The following is a 16258-nucleotide window of genomic DNA, read 5'->3' on the forward strand; positions in this document are numbered from 1 at the left end:
CTCATTTTCATTGTCCTCCTTGGGGGATGGTTTATATAAAAGATAAAGAATTATCTGTGTGTCCTTATAATAATTGATTGTTGTGAATTCTATTTGAACTTCATATGAAAATTCCGTTTATTTTCTGACAACTTTGTGAACACGAAAAAAAGACTCTCTAAAACTATGTTGAAATTAATTCACTTCATTATAAAAATTACTATTTCCATCAACTTTTATCATTATATCTTGTCGAAACATTTATATATTTAAAATTGAGTTCGACATAATTTTATTTACTATAATACTGTTTACAAAAACAAAAAGAAGGTGTCACCAAGTCAAAGTTCGACTTATGCAACATCCCTCTTTCCAAACTATTTATAGCATATTTATTAATATTTCAGGTCTTCCCCAATTCATTTCTTCACAAACAAATCTAAGTTTTTCTTCATCCATTGTGTGTAATCCCTCTTCTAGTAAACATGAAATTGGAACTTCACAGTGAATTTGTGCTAATTGCAACGAAATATTTAAGTTCTCTAAATCACTTTCAATCTTCGTACGCTGCGCTTTTGTTAATGATTCTACATTTTCTAGTACAGCGGATACTGTTCCGTGCTCTTGAATAAGCTTATACGCTGTTTTTTCACCGATACCTTTTACACCTGGATAATTATCACTTGTATCTCCCATGAAAGCTTTTGCATGGACGATTTGCCACGGCTCTACACCTTTTTCTTCCATGATTTTCTCCGGTGTGTAATATTCGTAATTTCCAATTCCTTTACGCAGAAGCATAACTGTAACGTTCTTATCAACAAGTTGAAGTAAATCTGTATCACCAGTTAAAATATAAACTTCAGCTTCATTGCAGTATTGTTTTGCAAGCGTACCGATACAATCGTCCGCTTCGTAGCCTTTCATACCGATAACTGGAATGGATAATTTCGCAGTCATTTCTTGCACTAAATCAAATTGAGGAATTAATTCTTCTGGTGGCGCTGCACGATTTGCTTTATAATTCGAGAACGATTCTGTTCTAAATGTCGTACTTCCCATATCCCAGCATGTAACGATATGTGTTGGTTCGATCGCTTGCGTAGCTGTTAACAAGTGTTTCATATAACCATGAATCCCGTTCGTAGGGGTTCCATCTTGTCGTTTCATAAATTGTCCGTAGACACTTGTTGCGTAAAAAGCACGAAATAATAGTGCCATACCATCAACTAATAATACTTTTTTCATAATTCCTCTCCTATTAAAAAAATAATAACCTCACGTTATCACGTAAGGTTATATAAATAGATTACCATTCTACGTTTTTGCTCAACTTTGTCTATTATACATTGTTTTTGTATATTTAGCACCATTAACACATTAAGACGTTCTACTACAACAAGTATGCAATATGCCTGAATACGTATTTTTTCCAGTAGAAACAACGACAGCCTTTGCACTTCCACTAACGATATGTGAACCTTTAAAACATACATTTTCAAGCTCAAGTGGATTATAATCTTTCATCCGTTTTAATGGAATAAATCGTTTACGTTCAAGGTGATAGCAGCTTTCAAACTTCTCTATACTCGCTTCGTTTCCCGTTAACACAGACTCATTCACTAATAAATCATCTGCATAAATAATACGTACATCAGCTGGCACAGCATCTCCAGCCGAAAGAAAAATCATATCTCCAGGTACAAGTTCTTGCACTGGTATCTCCATCATTTTCAGTTCACTATTTAGCCCTGTACTACTAGAACATTCTACTCTAGATACAGTAATCGTTTCACGTTGCAATTCATCACACACACGTTGTTTTGAAAAACCTGGAATCATGCCACCAAGCTTCATCATTACTTCTGCAAGAATTGCTCTTTTTGAAGTTAGTTCATTTCGGCCATATACTTGAATACGTTTTTGCGCCTCTTTCATTGATAGTCCGTCTCTTGTTGTTTTAAAGTATGCAAATACAGATTTTACATCTCTTGTTGCAATTTCAATTAATAAATCTTTATTTTTTTGGAGCATTGTTTGTTCTTTTATTGATTTTTTATTTAGTTTATATGACGTGTTACCCACAGTTTTGTTTGCATATAACATATTATCGTCTCCTCCTTTAGAACATAGGAAGAAACGCTTTGTTTCTCAATTTATCCACTTTACTGTGAAAGTGTCTAGCGCTTTATAAACGCTACATTGTGATAAATATAGAGGGAGGAACAAATCGTTTCCTGCCTACATCATATATTTTTGATTTGAAGTATATGGGTAACGGAACCGAGTCAGAATTTGACATGCTCCTCACCTCCTCGTTTAATTTTATAGTTTATACTATGAAATTACTCATAGCTTGGTAACAAAAAAGACCCCTACCCTTAAGAGAGTAGTGGCCATTACATACACAAATAAACGATTTCTAATATAATTAGAAATCTACGGACCTCTCCCTCACCGAGTTTTAGCACTGTATAGCATAGGTACATTACCAGCTACGTTAAGAAAAACCTTAATTCGATCATTCCTGTTGACCCATTGGCGTCTCTCGACATTTTTGGGCAGTAGCATTTCTCTATACAGGAGCCTCACCTAACAGAGACTTATTTTCATTACATTGAAAATGTTACTCTTATTTAAAATAGATGTCAACCGTAGCCTACAATTTTTTCAAAAGGTATGGCAAACTAGCGTATATAAAGTGAAACTTTAATCAGTGGGGGTTTTGTTCATCTCCCACTGATTATTAGCCCTCACCAATCGGGCTGCCCGGCAAATAGCGGGATAAAATAAAAAACTTTACGTTTAAACGTAAAGTTTTTAATAAGTTATACAACCAGCGATTACAATCCCAATTGAAAGCGATAAAAACATAAGAAAAAGACCAACTGCTTGATTATCTTCTTCGAGACTTTTGTTTATATTAAAGCGTGGTGTAAGCCACTCAGCTAAATAAAAGACGATAATTTGAGCCAAAATCCCAACTGCTCCCCACGAAATCATATCAAGAAGTGAAATTGAATTAGCTGCTGTCGAATATAAAACAACAGCTAACCCAAGTAATCGTCCTCCAAGCACATAGCTTACCGCCTTATTTCCTTGAGCCATTAACTTAAATTCCTTTACTTTCGTTGTCACTTCCATCAAGAACAGACCTATACATAAAAGGCCGAGTGTTACTGCTAAATATAATAAAAAATTAATCATTTTTTCCCCTCCTTTTTATACCTACCGGTAAATAGTACGATTCATTTCCTGTAATCTTTTCTCCCGCACGAATACCGATACTACTCGCTTTTCCAGCAATTAAAAACGAACCAAACACATATGACAGTTTCTCGATCCCTTTTTCTGTTTCCAAGGATACGACTGGCAGTTCGGTGTACTTTTGAAATATCGGCAGTGACGCTTTATACGTTTCGTGTGCATTTTGAAGCATAATATTTTCGTCTTTATCGCGAATCGTAATTGTATCTCCTTCTCTCCCAAATGAAGGTTTTTGAACGAAAGAACCTTTTCCTAAAAATAAATCTGGTTCTAAATATGTAGGTAACATATATTCTTTAATCCACTGTTGTTCCTCATTTGTATAAAAGGCCTCTTCTTCTGCTAATCCCCAAATAAGACACTGAATTGATTTTGGCTGAAGTAAAAATGCTGACAAAGGATTTATTATAAAAAGCTTTCCGGCTTTTACAAGTTGTAACAGTTCCACACCTACCAAATCTCCTGTTTCAGGATCTTGATCCTCAATTAAATCTTCTATCGGATATGTTTGGCGATATAAAACATCAATCTTCGCCCCATCTTTATCGACTAGAGCATCCTTTGTAATTCTAAGTTCTGACATTGGCACTACTTTATTTTCAACATGGCATAGCTGACTTAAATACATAGTGGTATTCCAATCCTCGATATGTTCATGATGTGCTGTAAAAACAACATTTGAATTATCTAATCCCTTTGTCGCTTCCATTACTGCTTTCGTTACACCAGAAGATAGCAATCGTTCTTGATCCGAGTTTGGATCATCATAGCCTAGATTTTTACATACTTTCCCATTCATTTGAAAACATTCCACAATAAAAGTTGGTGTATCACTATTAAACTCAAGCATTTTGATTTTGTTATCCTCTGTTACAGCGAAATCAAATCGCGAAATTACAGATTCAGGATAAAGCCCTTTCATTCTAATGAATGATAAACTCGCGAATGGAAAGCCAAGATCTAGAAGCTGTTCGTCACTTAAATTACGCAGCAGTCTAGCAGTCTTAAAAAATATTTTCCCCATTCGTTCAGTCGCTAAGTGTAATTGGTCCAAAGTCTGATTTGTTATAGAAAAAACATGAAACAAACTATACTCACATTCATATAAATCCGACCAAAAATTCGGATATTTTAAATAAAATTCTTTTCGATCCCTTATGTATTGTGACATATTTTAGCCCCCAAATCCTCCCTTTGAACCGCTTCCAATTCCACCTTTAAATTCAGCAGACGATTGATACGATTTAAACGCCGATGAATTTTTAAAAGTGGATTTATTTTGATAGTATCGCCCACCATAGAAATAATGCCCACGATAACCTGAACTACTATCATCACACTGCCATACCCCAAGTTCATCATCCCAATCCCAATCAGAACAACTATTATCATTCGGTTTTGGGGGAAGATCTTGTGCGCAACCAAATAAAGTGCCAGTCATTAAAGACGTTACGACACCACCTACTAGCCATTTCGTTTTTGTCACCTTCGCACTCCCCTTTTTAAATTCTATTCCTATTATATAGGATGGCATGATAAAGTAGAAGAAAAAGGAAGAAGAGGGATGAAATGCGCTTAGAATATCGACTTAATGATGAAACGAAAGGGTATCCTGCTTTATGGAACTACGCCAATATTTCTAATTCTGAAATTATCGCACGCATGACTTGTGAATATTTTATTAAAGAGAAAAATACTTATGTTGTTACTGCAACTTCGGTTGATCCAGACGGAACAGCAGTTATTTATATTCAAAAAGAGGTTTTCGTCAATGACCCTTCAGACCCTACATACTCCCACATCGGTTTTGAAATTAGAGAACTAAGTGAAACGAGTTCAAGCTTAGTAGATAGTCAAGATGTATGGAACTACGAAGAAATTTTACCATCTCTTCATTCAGATATTATATATATTCAGCGAGACGGCATGTCTATGGAATTCTCCTTGGATTCAAGAGAGATTGATGAAGACAGAAAGTGCTACATTTATTACGGAAACTTCACAGGTGAATCAAGATAATATTGATATATCTATGCAACAAAAAAACCTTACGTATAAAACGTAAGGTTTTTATATAGCCCCACATATGCCGTTCTCTCTAGATGTCCATAAACCTGCTCTCACAGGTGGATGCTCTCACAAATGTTTGTAACTTCCTTCTTAAAAAGATGGCATGTTAGCTACATTTAAATATTGAACTTCCATATTAAACTTATTGGTTTAAGACATGCATAAGCTACGTACACCGTAGGAATTTTATATAAGGTTAGTTGAAATAAGACCCCCGCACGTGCCGCTCCTCGTAAATGTCCAAAAACCCGCTACTCGCAGGTGGATGCCCTCACAGTTACCGTACATCTTCCTCCACAAGGAAGGCTTGATGATGGTCGCTAAATATTGAGCTTCCGTATAACTAACATCGGTTTTAGACATAAATAAGTTACGTACACCGCAGGATGTATTATTTACTTGTCGTTATATTATCACATTGTTTCCAATGTGTAAAATACAAAGTTTTTCGAGCAATCTCTTGCTTGTGACCTTATTTTAATACAAATTATTTTTGCATGCAAGTGATTAATCTTCTTCTTTTGCAATTTGATTTTCTGGATAAGAAATCCAATCACTCCAGCTACCTGCATACAATTTAACATTTTGGAATCCAGCCAATTTTAACGCAATGATATTTGGACATGCCGTAACACCAGAACCACAATATACAATGGTTTCCTTATCTTTCGACAGATTTTGGAATCGTTCTTGTTGCTCAGCTTCATTCTTAAATTGTCCTGATTGCAACATTCCATCCTTCCAAAAATAGTTTGTTGCTGTCGGAATATGTCCTGCTTTATGATCGACAAGTTCCTCTACACCAGCATAACGTTTTGGCTCTCTTGAATCAATTAACGTAACATCTGCACCTGCCTGGATATTCTCTCTTACTGTTTCCATCGATACAAGCATATGATCTTGTATGTTTGTTTTAAATGTTTTTCGTATAACAACAGGAATTTCCGTTGTTATCGGTAGTCCATTCTCTTTCCAAACCGGGAAACCACCATCTAATATATATACTTTCTCATGTCCTACATAGTTACATAACCACCATAAACGAGCAGCATTTGCACCAGCTTGACTGTCATACGCAATTACTGTCGTATGTTCATCAATACCAACCTCCGAAAGCTTGTCCGCAAACTCTTCAATGCTTGGCAACGGATGGCGGCCACCATGTTCTGCTATAGGACTTGATAAATCTAAATTCAAATCAAAATATAACGCATGAAGAATATGTTCTTCTTCATACTTTTCTCTACCCCAATTAGGATTCGCTAAATCAAAACGACAATCGATTACACGGACGTTCTCATCTTCTATATGCTCACGTAACCATTCGACTGTAACTATCATCTTTAACGACCTTCTTTCTCTTGTAAACGACTTACATACTCCATAACCATTTCTTCTGTAACATATTTACGCTGCAAGGTAACACCATTTTTTGCAAGATCATTAATTTGCTTTGTTACAACATTAATGACATCAACCGAAAATTCTTTCCCATTTGACGCAAGAGATACGGCTGCTTCAATAGCTGCTTCACGCTGCGCATCTAATTGTAAACATGCTTTTACACTTTCATTTTGTTTACGAGAATGTGCTGTAATTGCTTTATGTACTTCCATCTTCTCTTCCCCCTAAATAAGTTATACGTTCTAATTCAATTCCATTGCAAGCCGAATCATATCACGGCATACAATGCCATTTTCAATAATCTCTTCTTCATAATGCTTCGAAAAGTAATCAAAATCAATAGAAAAAATACGAAATCCACATTTTTGATATAAAGCAAGTTGTGAAACACTAGAATTGCCTGTACCAATTTCAAGTTTTGACATACCATATCCTTTAGCAGTTTCTACGGCATGCCTTAATAGCTTCTTCCCAATCCCTTTTCCTTGCAAATGCTCTGCAACCGCAATATTCATGATTTCCATCGTCTTCGGCCTTGTTTCCAAAAGAACATACACACCAATGATGCTGCCCCCTTGCTTTGCTACGTATGTTAATCCTCTTTGTACATATGTAGCTATTTGCCGTTCACTTGGATCAGCAAGTAGCAATAAAGACTTCGGTATAGCCTCTTTTAAAATACGTTCTATTACAAAAGACATAAAAAATCCCCCCATCTCTATTGTTCTAAACCCTCCTTGTCTACCATAAATAATAGAAAGGAGGGATTCACCATGGACAACAATGAGAAAAAATGCAACGTCATCTCTATTGATGGAAAGAAGAAGAAAAGCGACACGTATTCCTATCCAAAATTAGTAGTTGAAAATAAAACATATGAATTTTCTTCATTCGTCTTATGCGGTGAAACACCAGATGGCAGACGACTCGTTCTTACTCATATGATTTCTACAGATGAATTTGCTGGATTTGTCAAATCTTTAGATACTGTACTGCAAAAGAAAATTGAACGAATCTTTTTCTCATAACGACTATATAACATAAATTTCTTTTTCAATCTCTACTAACTGATTGTGCAATTGTTCTTTACTTTGTTCATATAGAGATACATCGATCGTTTCAGCCAATGCAAACAATATACTTTCATAATAGTTCATCACATCTTGTTGCATCACTTTTTGGAATAAGTTCCACTTCATATCCCATTCTTGCTTATAATGATGAACAAATAAATCTTTTTCATCGGCTACATAGTTTGATACGAGCGGTTCTAATACAGATTTAGCGTCTTCTTGCATAAAAGCTTTGTCATTCTTTTCAAAAAAGCTTTTCTCATTTTTAAAATGTGCCAGTGCTTTTTTGAAATCTTTTATTTCAACTGAAGGGAACGGTTCTTTATGTGTAATATCTTTATATTCATACTCCACTGTTCCATTCATAGAAATTGATTGATTTTCTACTTTACAGTTCACTACAATTTCGTCCTTTGCACGCTTCATCGCTTCGTCTATCCATTTTTCAAGACGTAATGATGTCGCACGCATTTCTTGTAATAAATCATGCTGAATAAATGCTACTAATTCCATAACACACTGTTGCAATTGTGTTTTCACATTTCCATCCGTTCGAAGTGACGCCGGATTAATAAATTCAGTAAACACATCGTTATAACGTAGGAATAGACGCTGTTGCACGTAATAAAGCAACTCTTTCACTTCATTTTGCATCGCCTGTTCTTCAGCAAGTACACTATATGATGAAATAATATGAAGTAGTTGATCACGCTCTGCTTCATATTTTTTCGTTTGCTTCTCTTTCTCTTCATTCCCCTGCTTTGCACCATTTATCATGTTTACTAAAAGCTGATCTGCCCCTTGCAACGCACCATATAGAGCATGCACAGAAACAAGCATTAAATCTCTCATCATAAAGGACGTAAATGATTCCTCAAACTTAGTAATTCCAGAGTTTTGTAAAATACCATACTTCTCTTTTTCAACATTCTTTCCTTGTTTCTCTTCAAGCGCACATAAACTTGAAATTGCAAATAAACGCGGATTTCTAATACCGTATTGCAGTAGCTGATCTGCGATATAACCTTTTACCATTTCAAGTTCTTCTTCAGACTCTGCTAAATCCGCCGCATTAATTAAGAAGAACATTTTATCAAGGGCAAAAGTATCCTTTACACGACCAAGCTGAATTAAAAATTCACGATCAGCACGAGAGAATACATGGTTATAATATGTTACAAATAAAATAGCATCTGCGTTTTTAATATACTGGAATGCAACATCCGTATGGCGAGCATTAATAGAATCCGCTCCAGGTGTGTCTACAAGCGCTACTCCTTGCCTTGTTAAAGCACAATCATAATAAAGCTCCATATACTCAACGAAGCATGATTTTTCTTCATTCGCTACATAATCAGAGAACTCTTCTAATGTGACTTGTACTTGTTCTCCCAAATAAGTAGAAACTGCATCATACCCTTTTTGTACCGCTCGTAAAAAGCTAAATGTTGTTTTTTGCTTCCCAGTCGGTGAAGGATATTTCATAACTTTATCAATTTGTGCTAACGCCTCATCTAACGTAGTAATCTCATAATAAAACAGCTTATAAACAGCTTTCATATCTTCTAATAGAGCTTGCTTTGATTTAAACTGAACAATTACTGTTCCGTGTGGTTTTTCCTCTGTAACCGGCAAAATTTGATTAATCGTTGCCGTCGTCGGATTTGGTGATACAGGAAGTACCTTCTCACCAAGTAAGGCATTGGCAAATGATGATTTCCCAGCACTAAAAGCTCCGAATAACGCTACTGTAAATTGTTTCGTTTCCACACGACGCCTTTTTTCTATCACCTCTTGCTGTACATGTTTCAGCGCTGGCAATGGCTCTAATATCATTTCAGCTTTCTTCACTTTCTCTAATATACGCTGAATATTTAAAGCTGCCGTTCCTTTTATCTCTTCTTCATGAGCCACTACGTTATCATTTACCATTTCCTGCTCTTGTAGTGTGAATTTCTCACTAACAATTTGTTTTTCACGTTGCAATATCTCCTCTATTTGCAATCCTTCTGGTGTAGCAACACGCTCGTGCCAAACATTTTGTAAATAACTTTCATATGTCTCTAAATTGTTACTGTATTGTAATTCCGTCTCTTTTGCCGTTTGCAACATCGTATATTTTTCAATCTCTTCTTCCATACGAGCAACTGCTTCCTTCACTTTTTGCTTTAAAACAACTGCACTTTTATCAAAAATTTGCTGTGCTTTTGTAAAATAACGTTTCTTCAGTTCATTCGCTACATCCGCTGTATAAAGAAGTAAGTAATCACCTGTGAAACCTGCACCTTGTTTAATGACTTCAGCTAACATTTCTGGTCCAAAAGCGATTTCTAAAGCATATATGTCTTTCCCAATTTCCTCCGTGAACAATCCTTCTTCTTTTAAGAAGGCTACAATAAATTCTTTCACATGAAAATCAAGTTGCGTTTCAACAGTCTTTTGAAGGGCAGAATAAAACGCCTCTACACGTCTTTGTTTTTCTTGCTCCGTCTTTCCTTTCGCAAATAGCAAACCAACTTTAAACTTTGTTAATTTCGTTTCTAAATATGCATTTGCCAATTCTCTCATTTCAAATGGCATTAAATACGCGTTATCTAATATAGCTTGTAAACCTTTTATAAATTCGTTTCTCACATGAGATTCTTTACTAGCCTCGCGATGTTTAGTTTCCGTTAGCTCTTCTTTCTTTTCAACTATTTCTGAAATCAAAAGCGGTGATGCTAACTCTTCCTCATATGTCAAAAGAGCTTTTTCATTTTCAGAAACAATAAACGAGAAATGTTCTCCCATTAAATGTTCTGTTTCTCGCTCCATTCCCTCTCTTACATACTGCTCTTTTTCTTTCATAATAGAAGTAATTAATGTTTCTAAGCTTCCAATTTCATTATGTGGATGGTTCATCATTCGTAATGACGTATAATAAACTCCATCTACTTCAATATCCCAGTTAGAGAACGATTGTTTCACACTATCTTTATAATCCTCAAATGATAATTCATTTTCTTTATGTTTATCTATTTGATTTACAACGAGATAAACCGTTTTATTACGTTGTTTCAATTCTTTAACAAATTGCAAATTCACTTCCGATTGGACGTGATTATAATCCATCATATAAAAAATTACGTCTGCTAGATGTAGCGTTGATTCTGTCGCTAGTTGATGGGCATCATCTGTTGAGTCAATCCCTGGTGTATCAACTAACATAACACCCTCAGGAATTGGTGCATCATTCCGATAAATATGAACACCAATTACCTCATCGCCATCTTTACAAATTTGCTTTAATTCTTCTGCTGAATATGCACCGTCATATTCGTACTGTTCTCCAGATTTAATCGTTACAACAACACGATCAAATCCCTTTTCAATTTTAACGACGTTAGCGCTTGTCGGAATTGGACTTGTTGGTAACAACTGCGCTTTATATAGATGATTCATCATCGTTGATTTCCCTGCTGAGAAGTGACCGCAGAACGCTATCATAAGCTGTTCTCGTTTATATTTTTGAATTACTTCAAACAACTTTAAGCTATTCTCTGCATCGCCGTGTTTTTGCCACTCTTCATAAAAACAAACAAGTTTTTTCATACCGTTTGTCTGTACTATGTTTGTCATCCCCTTGTTCCCCTTTATCCAAGATGTATATACTTTTCCCCGCTAATTGCGAGCTCATAACCAGTGAGAGTTACACCTACCCATTGATTACAGTTTCACTTTACTATCATACTAAATTTTCAGCATATTCTCATTAAAAATAAAAAATCCCTTTCATTCTTTTTACAAATGAAAGGGATTTTATGTCATATCACTCATTTTGCTGTTCCTACTCCATTTAAAACATACTTTGCAATAACTGCATATACAGCAACTGTACCTGCTACTAATGCATATACCATACTCATGCACCAACCTTTTTTTGATAATGATTATCACTTTTGAATACATTTTATCATTAAAGAGAATCATTATCAACACTTTCCATAAAGAAAGCTCCTTATAAGAAGGAGCTTTACTGCCTGTTTTGAAAAAGGTTAAAACTTGTTGTGCACTCTTATTATATCTCATCCTACATAACTTAACAGTTTAAAAAAATGGAAATATCCCCTATCACCTCCATCTTACATTTTGTATAATAAAAGGGAATTACTTAACAAGGAGGAAAAAAATGACACAAAATCTCACACAAGGCGAGAGGATACACTCCATTGATATTATTAGAGGAATAGCTGTATTAGGTATTTTTCTTGTTAACTGGCCAATTATTGCCGGGGTTGACTCACGTGATATTACAGGAATTTACGAAGGGATAGACAGCTATATTCGCCTATTTTACGATATGTTTATTCAAACGAAATTTTATACAATTTTTTCGTTTTTATTCGGATTAGGTTTTTATATTTTTATGAATCGTGCTGAGGCGAAGACCGATCGTCCAAAAACTTTGTTTGTTCGCCGCTTACTTATCTTATTATTATTCGGGTTCTTACATTACGTTCTTTTATGGGACGGTGACATTTTACATACTTATGCAATTACCGGGTTTTTCTTATTTTTATTTTACAAAAGAAAGACACGTACTATTTTAATATGGTCAATTGTACTATTAAGTTTCATGCAATTGTTCACATTATTAGGTTCTCTTGTCATGTTATTAGTGCCGGTAGATGAACTAGGCCTTTCCATAGCCATTATGCCGTTAGAAAACTGGGGCTTACAAATTACAGACAGATTCTATTCATTCTATTCTGAAGCAATAAGTAACAGTCTTATTATGCTTCCTGAAACACTAGGATTGTTTTTACTCGGATTATATGCCGGTAAAAAAGACATTTTCCGCCGTGCTAAGGAATTAGATCCAAAACTTAAAAAATGGCAAATCATTATGTTCATTTTAACATTACCGATGTGGTTTATTATGGTTTACTTCTTTATGAACAATCAACCATACACACCATTTTCACTTATGGGCATTACGATGATAAGCGGAAAGACATTGTTCATCTTCTACATTGTCACGTTAATGCGTTTATTACAAAAAGAAAAATGGCAAACGTTATTACGTCCATTCCAATACGTTGGACGAATGGCATTAACAAATTACATCTCGCATACAATTGTTACATTACTTGTATTCGGGCTATTGTTTAAAAATGATTATCTGGCTCCACTATGGGTTGGACCACTATTCTGCATTAGTTTCTACACGTTACAAATCTTTATTAGCCGCTGGTGGCTTTCACATTACCAATACGGACCACTTGAGTACATTTGGCGTCTTGGTACTTACGGGAAAATGATGCCACTTAAAAAGAAAAGCAAGGTCTCATAACGAGACCTTGCTTTTTTACGCTTCTCTTACTGCACTTTGCATAGACACCGGCTCTTCTTTTACTTTCACTTTACGCTGCGGCACCATATTAAATACGATATTTAAAAGTACTGCTGACGCACTTCCAAGTACAATTCCGTTATCTGTTAAAATACGAATGTTTTCAGGAAGTTGTGAGAATAATGTAGGAACAACTGTAACCCCAAGCCCAATTCCGACAGAACATGCAACAATTAATAAGTTTTCTTGTTTGCCAAAATCAACGCTACTTAACATTTTAATACCATATGCCATTACCATACCGAACATTGCGAGCATAGCACCGCCAAGTACTGATTTCGGAATGATTGTTGTAATAGCTGCGATTTTAGGAATGAATCCAAGAACGATTAACATACCACCGCAAGTATAAATAATAACGCGATTTCTTACTCCAGTTAATTGAACAAGTCCTACGTTTTGAGAGTAAGTTGTATATGGGAACGCGTTGAAAATGCCACCTAACACCATCGCTAATCCTTCTGCTCGATAGCCCTTTGTTAATTCTTTTTCACCGATTTTTTTATTGCAAATATCAGATAATGCAAAGTATACACCCGTTGCTTCCACAATCCCTACACAAGCGACGAGAATCATCGTAATAACTGGTGTTAATTCAAATGTTGGTGTACCGAAGTAAAATGGTTGAATACCATGGAACCAATCAGCCTCTCCAACCGCTTGCAAGCTTACTTTCCCCATAAACGCTGCAACGATTGTACCGAACAATAGACCTAGTAAAATAGAGATTGAACGAATAAATCCATCAAAGAAACGATACATAATGATGATAAATAGTAACACACCAAATGCTAATGCTAAATTTTCAAGACTACCGAAATCCTTACTTCCTACTCCGCCAGCCATATCATTAATTGCTGCTGGAACAAGTGTAACTCCAATTACAGTAACAACAGATCCTGTTACAACAGGTGGAAATAGTTTTACAAGCTTTCCAAATAATTTCGCAAAAATAACAACGAATAACCCAGCAGCAATAATTGCTCCATAAATAGAAGACACACCGTATTGTTTTCCAATCGCAATCATCGGTCCAACGGCTGTAAATGTACAACCGAGTACAACGGGAAGTCCAATACCGAAAAAGCGATTTGATAATGCTTGTAAAATTGTTGCAACGCCGCACATTAATAAATCAATTGAGACTAAATATGTTAATTCTTTTTGATTTAAACCAAGTCCACCGCCCACAATAAGCGGAACGATAATTGCTCCAGCATACATTGCAAGCATATGTTGCATACCAAGCGATGCAATTTTAAATGGATGCTGCTTCATCGTTTATTTCACCTCCGCAGTTTCTTGCTGTACAAATGTAACTGTGCTGTTATCAAGTGATGCAATTTCTGCTAGTGATTCAACACGAACGCCTTGTTCACGAAGCTTCTTTCCTCCATCTTGAAATGCTTTTTCAATAACAATTCCAATTCCTGCAATACTTGCTCCTGCTTGCTCTACCAAACTCATTAAACCTAAAGCAGCCTGACCGTTTGCTAAAAAGTCATCGATGATTAGCACGCGATCATTTTCATCAATATGATTTCGAGATAATGAAATTTCATTTGTTTCTTGTTTTGTAAATGAATATACGTTTGCAACGTACATATTATCTTGTAACGTTAACGATTTACGTTTTCTTGCAAAGATTACTTTTACACCAAGCTCTAATGCAGCCATAACAGATGGTGCAATGCCTGAAGATTCAATCGTCACGATTTTTGTAATGTTCTCTTCTTTAAAACGTTTAGCAAATTCTTTTCCGATTTCTTGCATAAGTACTGGATCAATTTGGTGATTTAAAAATGCATCCACCTTTAATACGTCACCAGATAAAACCTTTCCTTCATTCAAAATCTTTTCTTGTAATACTTTCATGTTTGTTCCCCCTCTTATGCAATAAAAAAACTCCAAAAGCCGCCACCACTCGTTACAAGTGAGAGACGCGCTTTTGGAGTTTCGCAAAAAAGAATGCCAAACAAGCAATTATATTCGTCCTCACTCATAGTCAAAGTATTTACGGTACTTCGGTAGAAACTTGCAGGCCATATCCCCGCGATTATATGAGTGTAGCTAACTATTTATTTTATAGAAGGATTATAACGCACTTTTTATACTTTGAAAAGCATTTATCGAAAAAACACGTACGAATTTTTAAAAACTACTATTTTCGTTCGAGTTTTGTAAACTCTTTCATTCCCAATTACAACTTCGTTAAAATGATTGGCCCATCTTTTGTAATCGCAAGTGTATGCTCATATTGAGCTGATAATTTCCCATCCATCGTTCGTGCAGTCCACCCATTTAAATCTACTTTCGAATATCGCATACCTACATTGACAATCGGCTCAATCGTAATCACCATTCCTTCTTGTAACTGAGGCCCTTGTCCTTGTTTCCCAAAATGAAAAATTGCTGGTTCTTCATGAATCTCTTTACCGATTCCATGTCCCGTAAAGTCTCTTGCGACAGAAAAACCTTCATTTGTTACATAACTTTCAATTGCATAGCCAATGTCTCCTACATGATTACCGATTACCGCCTGATCAACCCCTTTATATAAAGCATTCTCAGCTACTAGCAACAACTTTTCTGCTTCATCAGAAACTTTTCCAACTCTATACGTCCAAGCAGAATCTGAAAGACCCCCATTTAAGTTTACTACCGTGTCAATTGTTACAATATCACCCTCAGTTAAAGGAACATCGGCCGGAAACGCATGACACATTTCATCGTTTACAGATGCACATATCGCATATGGATAACCATTGTAATCTTTCTGTTCAGATGTGGCACCATGCTTTTTTAAATACATTTCAACAAACGTATTAATCTCTTGCGTCGTTATACCTGGCTTTATCATTTTCGCAATTTCTTTATGACATGAAGCAAGTAATTTTCCAGATTCATGCATCAAATCTATTTCATTTTTCGTTTTAATTGTAATCATACTACCTCTACCTTTCCTTGCTAAACCTACTATTCGCTACTAAACTTCTATCATACACATCCTTTACCAAAATTTCAAAACCCTCAATTACAACAAGTAAAAAAATATGTATCATATATTTCTAAA

The 16258-nt window shown here is 35.6% G+C and carries 15 protein-coding genes, 2 other RNA genes and 2 riboswitches; of the genes, 3 read left to right on the forward strand and 14 right to left on the reverse strand.

Annotation, left to right across the window (positions count from 1 at the left end):
- Positions 1 to 360: 360 nt before the first annotated feature.
- The 5 genes from ACO6VI_RS04620 to ACO6VI_RS04640 form a co-directional block, all read right to left on the reverse strand.
- On the reverse strand, positions 361 to 1227 hold the full coding sequence (locus ACO6VI_RS04620) for a 5'-3' exonuclease (protein ID WP_000757069.1): 867 nt from the start codon (positions 1225 to 1227) through the stop codon (positions 361 to 363).
- 132 nt (positions 1228 to 1359) lie between these two features.
- On the reverse strand, positions 1360 to 2085 hold the full coding sequence (locus tag ACO6VI_RS04625; RefSeq protein WP_000964944.1) for a cation-transporting P-type ATPase: 726 nt from the start codon (positions 2083 to 2085) through the stop codon (positions 1360 to 1362).
- Positions 2086 to 2420: 335 nt separating this feature from the next.
- Positions 2421 to 2586, reverse strand: a riboswitch (M-box (ykoK) riboswitch).
- A 213-nt stretch (positions 2587 to 2799) separates the two neighbouring features.
- Entirely contained in the window at positions 2800 to 3186 is a 387-nt protein-coding gene (locus ACO6VI_RS04630; protein ID WP_000606862.1) for a DUF350 domain-containing protein, read from the reverse strand.
- Positions 3179 to 4417, reverse strand: coding sequence for a glutathionylspermidine synthase family protein (locus ACO6VI_RS04635; RefSeq protein ID WP_422423004.1), 1239 nt, complete (start codon positions 4415 to 4417; stop codon positions 3179 to 3181). The genes ACO6VI_RS04630 and ACO6VI_RS04635 overlap by 8 nt, the downstream gene beginning before the upstream one ends.
- Before the next feature lie 3 nt (positions 4418 to 4420).
- Complete coding sequence (locus tag ACO6VI_RS04640) at positions 4421 to 4732, reverse strand: hypothetical protein (protein WP_000169030.1); 312 nt, start codon at positions 4730 to 4732, stop codon at positions 4421 to 4423.
- 83 nt (positions 4733 to 4815) lie between these two features.
- On the opposite strand from ACO6VI_RS04640, the gene ACO6VI_RS04645 reads away from it, so the two are divergent.
- The gene (locus tag ACO6VI_RS04645; RefSeq protein ID WP_053564870.1) at positions 4816 to 5265 is read left to right on the forward strand and encodes a hypothetical protein; all 450 of its coding nucleotides are present in this window, start codon (positions 4816 to 4818) and stop codon (positions 5263 to 5265) included.
- A 54-nt stretch (positions 5266 to 5319) separates the two neighbouring features.
- Here ACO6VI_RS04645 and ssrS (ACO6VI_RS04650) read toward each other — a convergent pair.
- The 5 genes from ssrS (ACO6VI_RS04650) to ACO6VI_RS04670 form a co-directional block, all read right to left on the reverse strand.
- Positions 5320 to 5503: non-coding RNA, 6S RNA (gene ssrS / locus ACO6VI_RS04650), on the reverse strand.
- 21 nt (positions 5504 to 5524) lie between these two features.
- Positions 5525 to 5707, reverse strand: a non-coding RNA gene (ssrS, locus tag ACO6VI_RS04655) — 6S RNA.
- A gap of 116 nt (positions 5708 to 5823) precedes the next feature.
- On the reverse strand, positions 5824 to 6657 hold the full coding sequence (locus tag ACO6VI_RS04660) for a sulfurtransferase (RefSeq protein ID WP_088020767.1): 834 nt from the start codon (positions 6655 to 6657) through the stop codon (positions 5824 to 5826).
- Positions 6658 to 6659: 2 nt separating this feature from the next.
- Positions 6660 to 6932 (reverse strand): YpbS family protein, encoded by a 273-nt coding sequence (locus ACO6VI_RS04665; RefSeq protein ID WP_000451820.1) that lies wholly within the window; start codon positions 6930 to 6932, stop codon positions 6660 to 6662.
- Between the two features lie 30 nt (positions 6933 to 6962).
- Complete coding sequence (locus tag ACO6VI_RS04670; RefSeq protein WP_088020766.1) at positions 6963 to 7421, reverse strand: GNAT family N-acetyltransferase; 459 nt, start codon at positions 7419 to 7421, stop codon at positions 6963 to 6965.
- Positions 7422 to 7493: 72 nt separating this feature from the next.
- Between ACO6VI_RS04670 and ACO6VI_RS04675 the strand changes: the two genes are divergently transcribed.
- Positions 7494 to 7748, forward strand: a complete 255-nt coding sequence (locus tag ACO6VI_RS04675) for a DUF3931 domain-containing protein (protein WP_000369740.1) — start codon at positions 7494 to 7496, stop codon at positions 7746 to 7748.
- A 3-nt stretch (positions 7749 to 7751) separates the two neighbouring features.
- Here the strand turns inward: ACO6VI_RS04675 and ACO6VI_RS04680 are convergent, their stop codons facing one another.
- Positions 7752 to 11411: a dynamin family protein gene (locus tag ACO6VI_RS04680; protein ID WP_161519755.1), complete on the reverse strand. Its 3660-nt coding sequence runs from the start codon at positions 11409 to 11411 to the stop codon at positions 7752 to 7754.
- A 550-nt stretch (positions 11412 to 11961) separates the two neighbouring features.
- On the opposite strand from ACO6VI_RS04680, the gene ACO6VI_RS04685 reads away from it, so the two are divergent.
- On the forward strand, positions 11962 to 13125 hold the full coding sequence (locus ACO6VI_RS04685) for a DUF418 domain-containing protein (protein ID WP_000193179.1): 1164 nt from the start codon (positions 11962 to 11964) through the stop codon (positions 13123 to 13125).
- A gap of 15 nt (positions 13126 to 13140) precedes the next feature.
- Here the strand turns inward: ACO6VI_RS04685 and pbuX are convergent, their stop codons facing one another.
- From pbuX to ACO6VI_RS04700, 3 genes are all read right to left on the reverse strand, one after another.
- Positions 13141 to 14463, reverse strand: a complete 1323-nt coding sequence (gene pbuX, locus ACO6VI_RS04690; protein WP_000809230.1) for a xanthine permease PbuX — start codon at positions 14461 to 14463, stop codon at positions 13141 to 13143.
- 3 nt (positions 14464 to 14466) lie between these two features.
- Positions 14467 to 15060, reverse strand: coding sequence for a xanthine phosphoribosyltransferase (locus ACO6VI_RS04695; protein WP_161519754.1), 594 nt, complete (start codon positions 15058 to 15060; stop codon positions 14467 to 14469).
- Between the two features lie 107 nt (positions 15061 to 15167).
- A riboswitch (purine riboswitch) is annotated at positions 15168 to 15269 on the reverse strand.
- Between the two features lie 116 nt (positions 15270 to 15385).
- Positions 15386 to 16132: a type I methionyl aminopeptidase gene (locus ACO6VI_RS04700; RefSeq protein WP_065228543.1), complete on the reverse strand. Its 747-nt coding sequence runs from the start codon at positions 16130 to 16132 to the stop codon at positions 15386 to 15388.
- Between the last annotated feature and the right edge of the window lie 126 nt (positions 16133 to 16258).

The sequence above is a fragment of the Bacillus sp. PSXD-155 genome (genome assembly GCF_049310765.1).
Lineage (GTDB): Bacteria > Bacillota > Bacilli > Bacillales > Bacillaceae_G > Bacillus_A > Bacillus_A cereus.

Coding starts and splice junctions, on each gene's coding strand:
- ACO6VI_RS04620 (WP_000757069.1), bottom strand. CDS start 1,227: ATGAAAAAAGTATTATTAGTTGATGGTATGGCACTATTATTTCGTGCT.
- ACO6VI_RS04625 (WP_000964944.1), bottom strand. CDS start 2,085: ATGTTATATGCAAACAAAACTGTGGGTAACACGTCATATAAACTAAAT.
- ACO6VI_RS04630 (WP_000606862.1), bottom strand. CDS start 3,186: ATGATTAATTTTTTATTATATTTAGCAGTAACACTCGGCCTTTTATGT.
- ACO6VI_RS04635 (WP_422423004.1), bottom strand. CDS start 4,417: ATGTCACAATACATAAGGGATCGAAAAGAATTTTATTTAAAATATCCG.
- ACO6VI_RS04645 (WP_053564870.1), top strand. CDS start 4,816: ATGCGCTTAGAATATCGACTTAATGATGAAACGAAAGGGTATCCTGCT.
- ACO6VI_RS04660 (WP_088020767.1), bottom strand. CDS start 6,657: ATGATAGTTACAGTCGAATGGTTACGTGAGCATATAGAAGATGAGAAC.
- ACO6VI_RS04665 (WP_000451820.1), bottom strand. CDS start 6,932: ATGGAAGTACATAAAGCAATTACAGCACATTCTCGTAAACAAAATGAA.
- ACO6VI_RS04670 (WP_088020766.1), bottom strand. CDS start 7,421: ATGTCTTTTGTAATAGAACGTATTTTAAAAGAGGCTATACCGAAGTCT.
- ACO6VI_RS04675 (WP_000369740.1), top strand. CDS start 7,494: ATGGACAACAATGAGAAAAAATGCAACGTCATCTCTATTGATGGAAAG.
- ACO6VI_RS04680 (WP_161519755.1), bottom strand. CDS start 11,411: ATGACAAACATAGTACAGACAAACGGTATGAAAAAACTTGTTTGTTTT.
- ACO6VI_RS04685 (WP_000193179.1), top strand. CDS start 11,962: ATGACACAAAATCTCACACAAGGCGAGAGGATACACTCCATTGATATT.
- pbuX (WP_000809230.1), bottom strand. CDS start 14,463: ATGAAGCAGCATCCATTTAAAATTGCATCGCTTGGTATGCAACATATG.
- ACO6VI_RS04695 (WP_161519754.1), bottom strand. CDS start 15,060: ATGAAAGTATTACAAGAAAAGATTTTGAATGAAGGAAAGGTTTTATCT.
- ACO6VI_RS04700 (WP_065228543.1), bottom strand. CDS start 16,132: ATGATTACAATTAAAACGAAAAATGAAATAGATTTGATGCATGAATCT.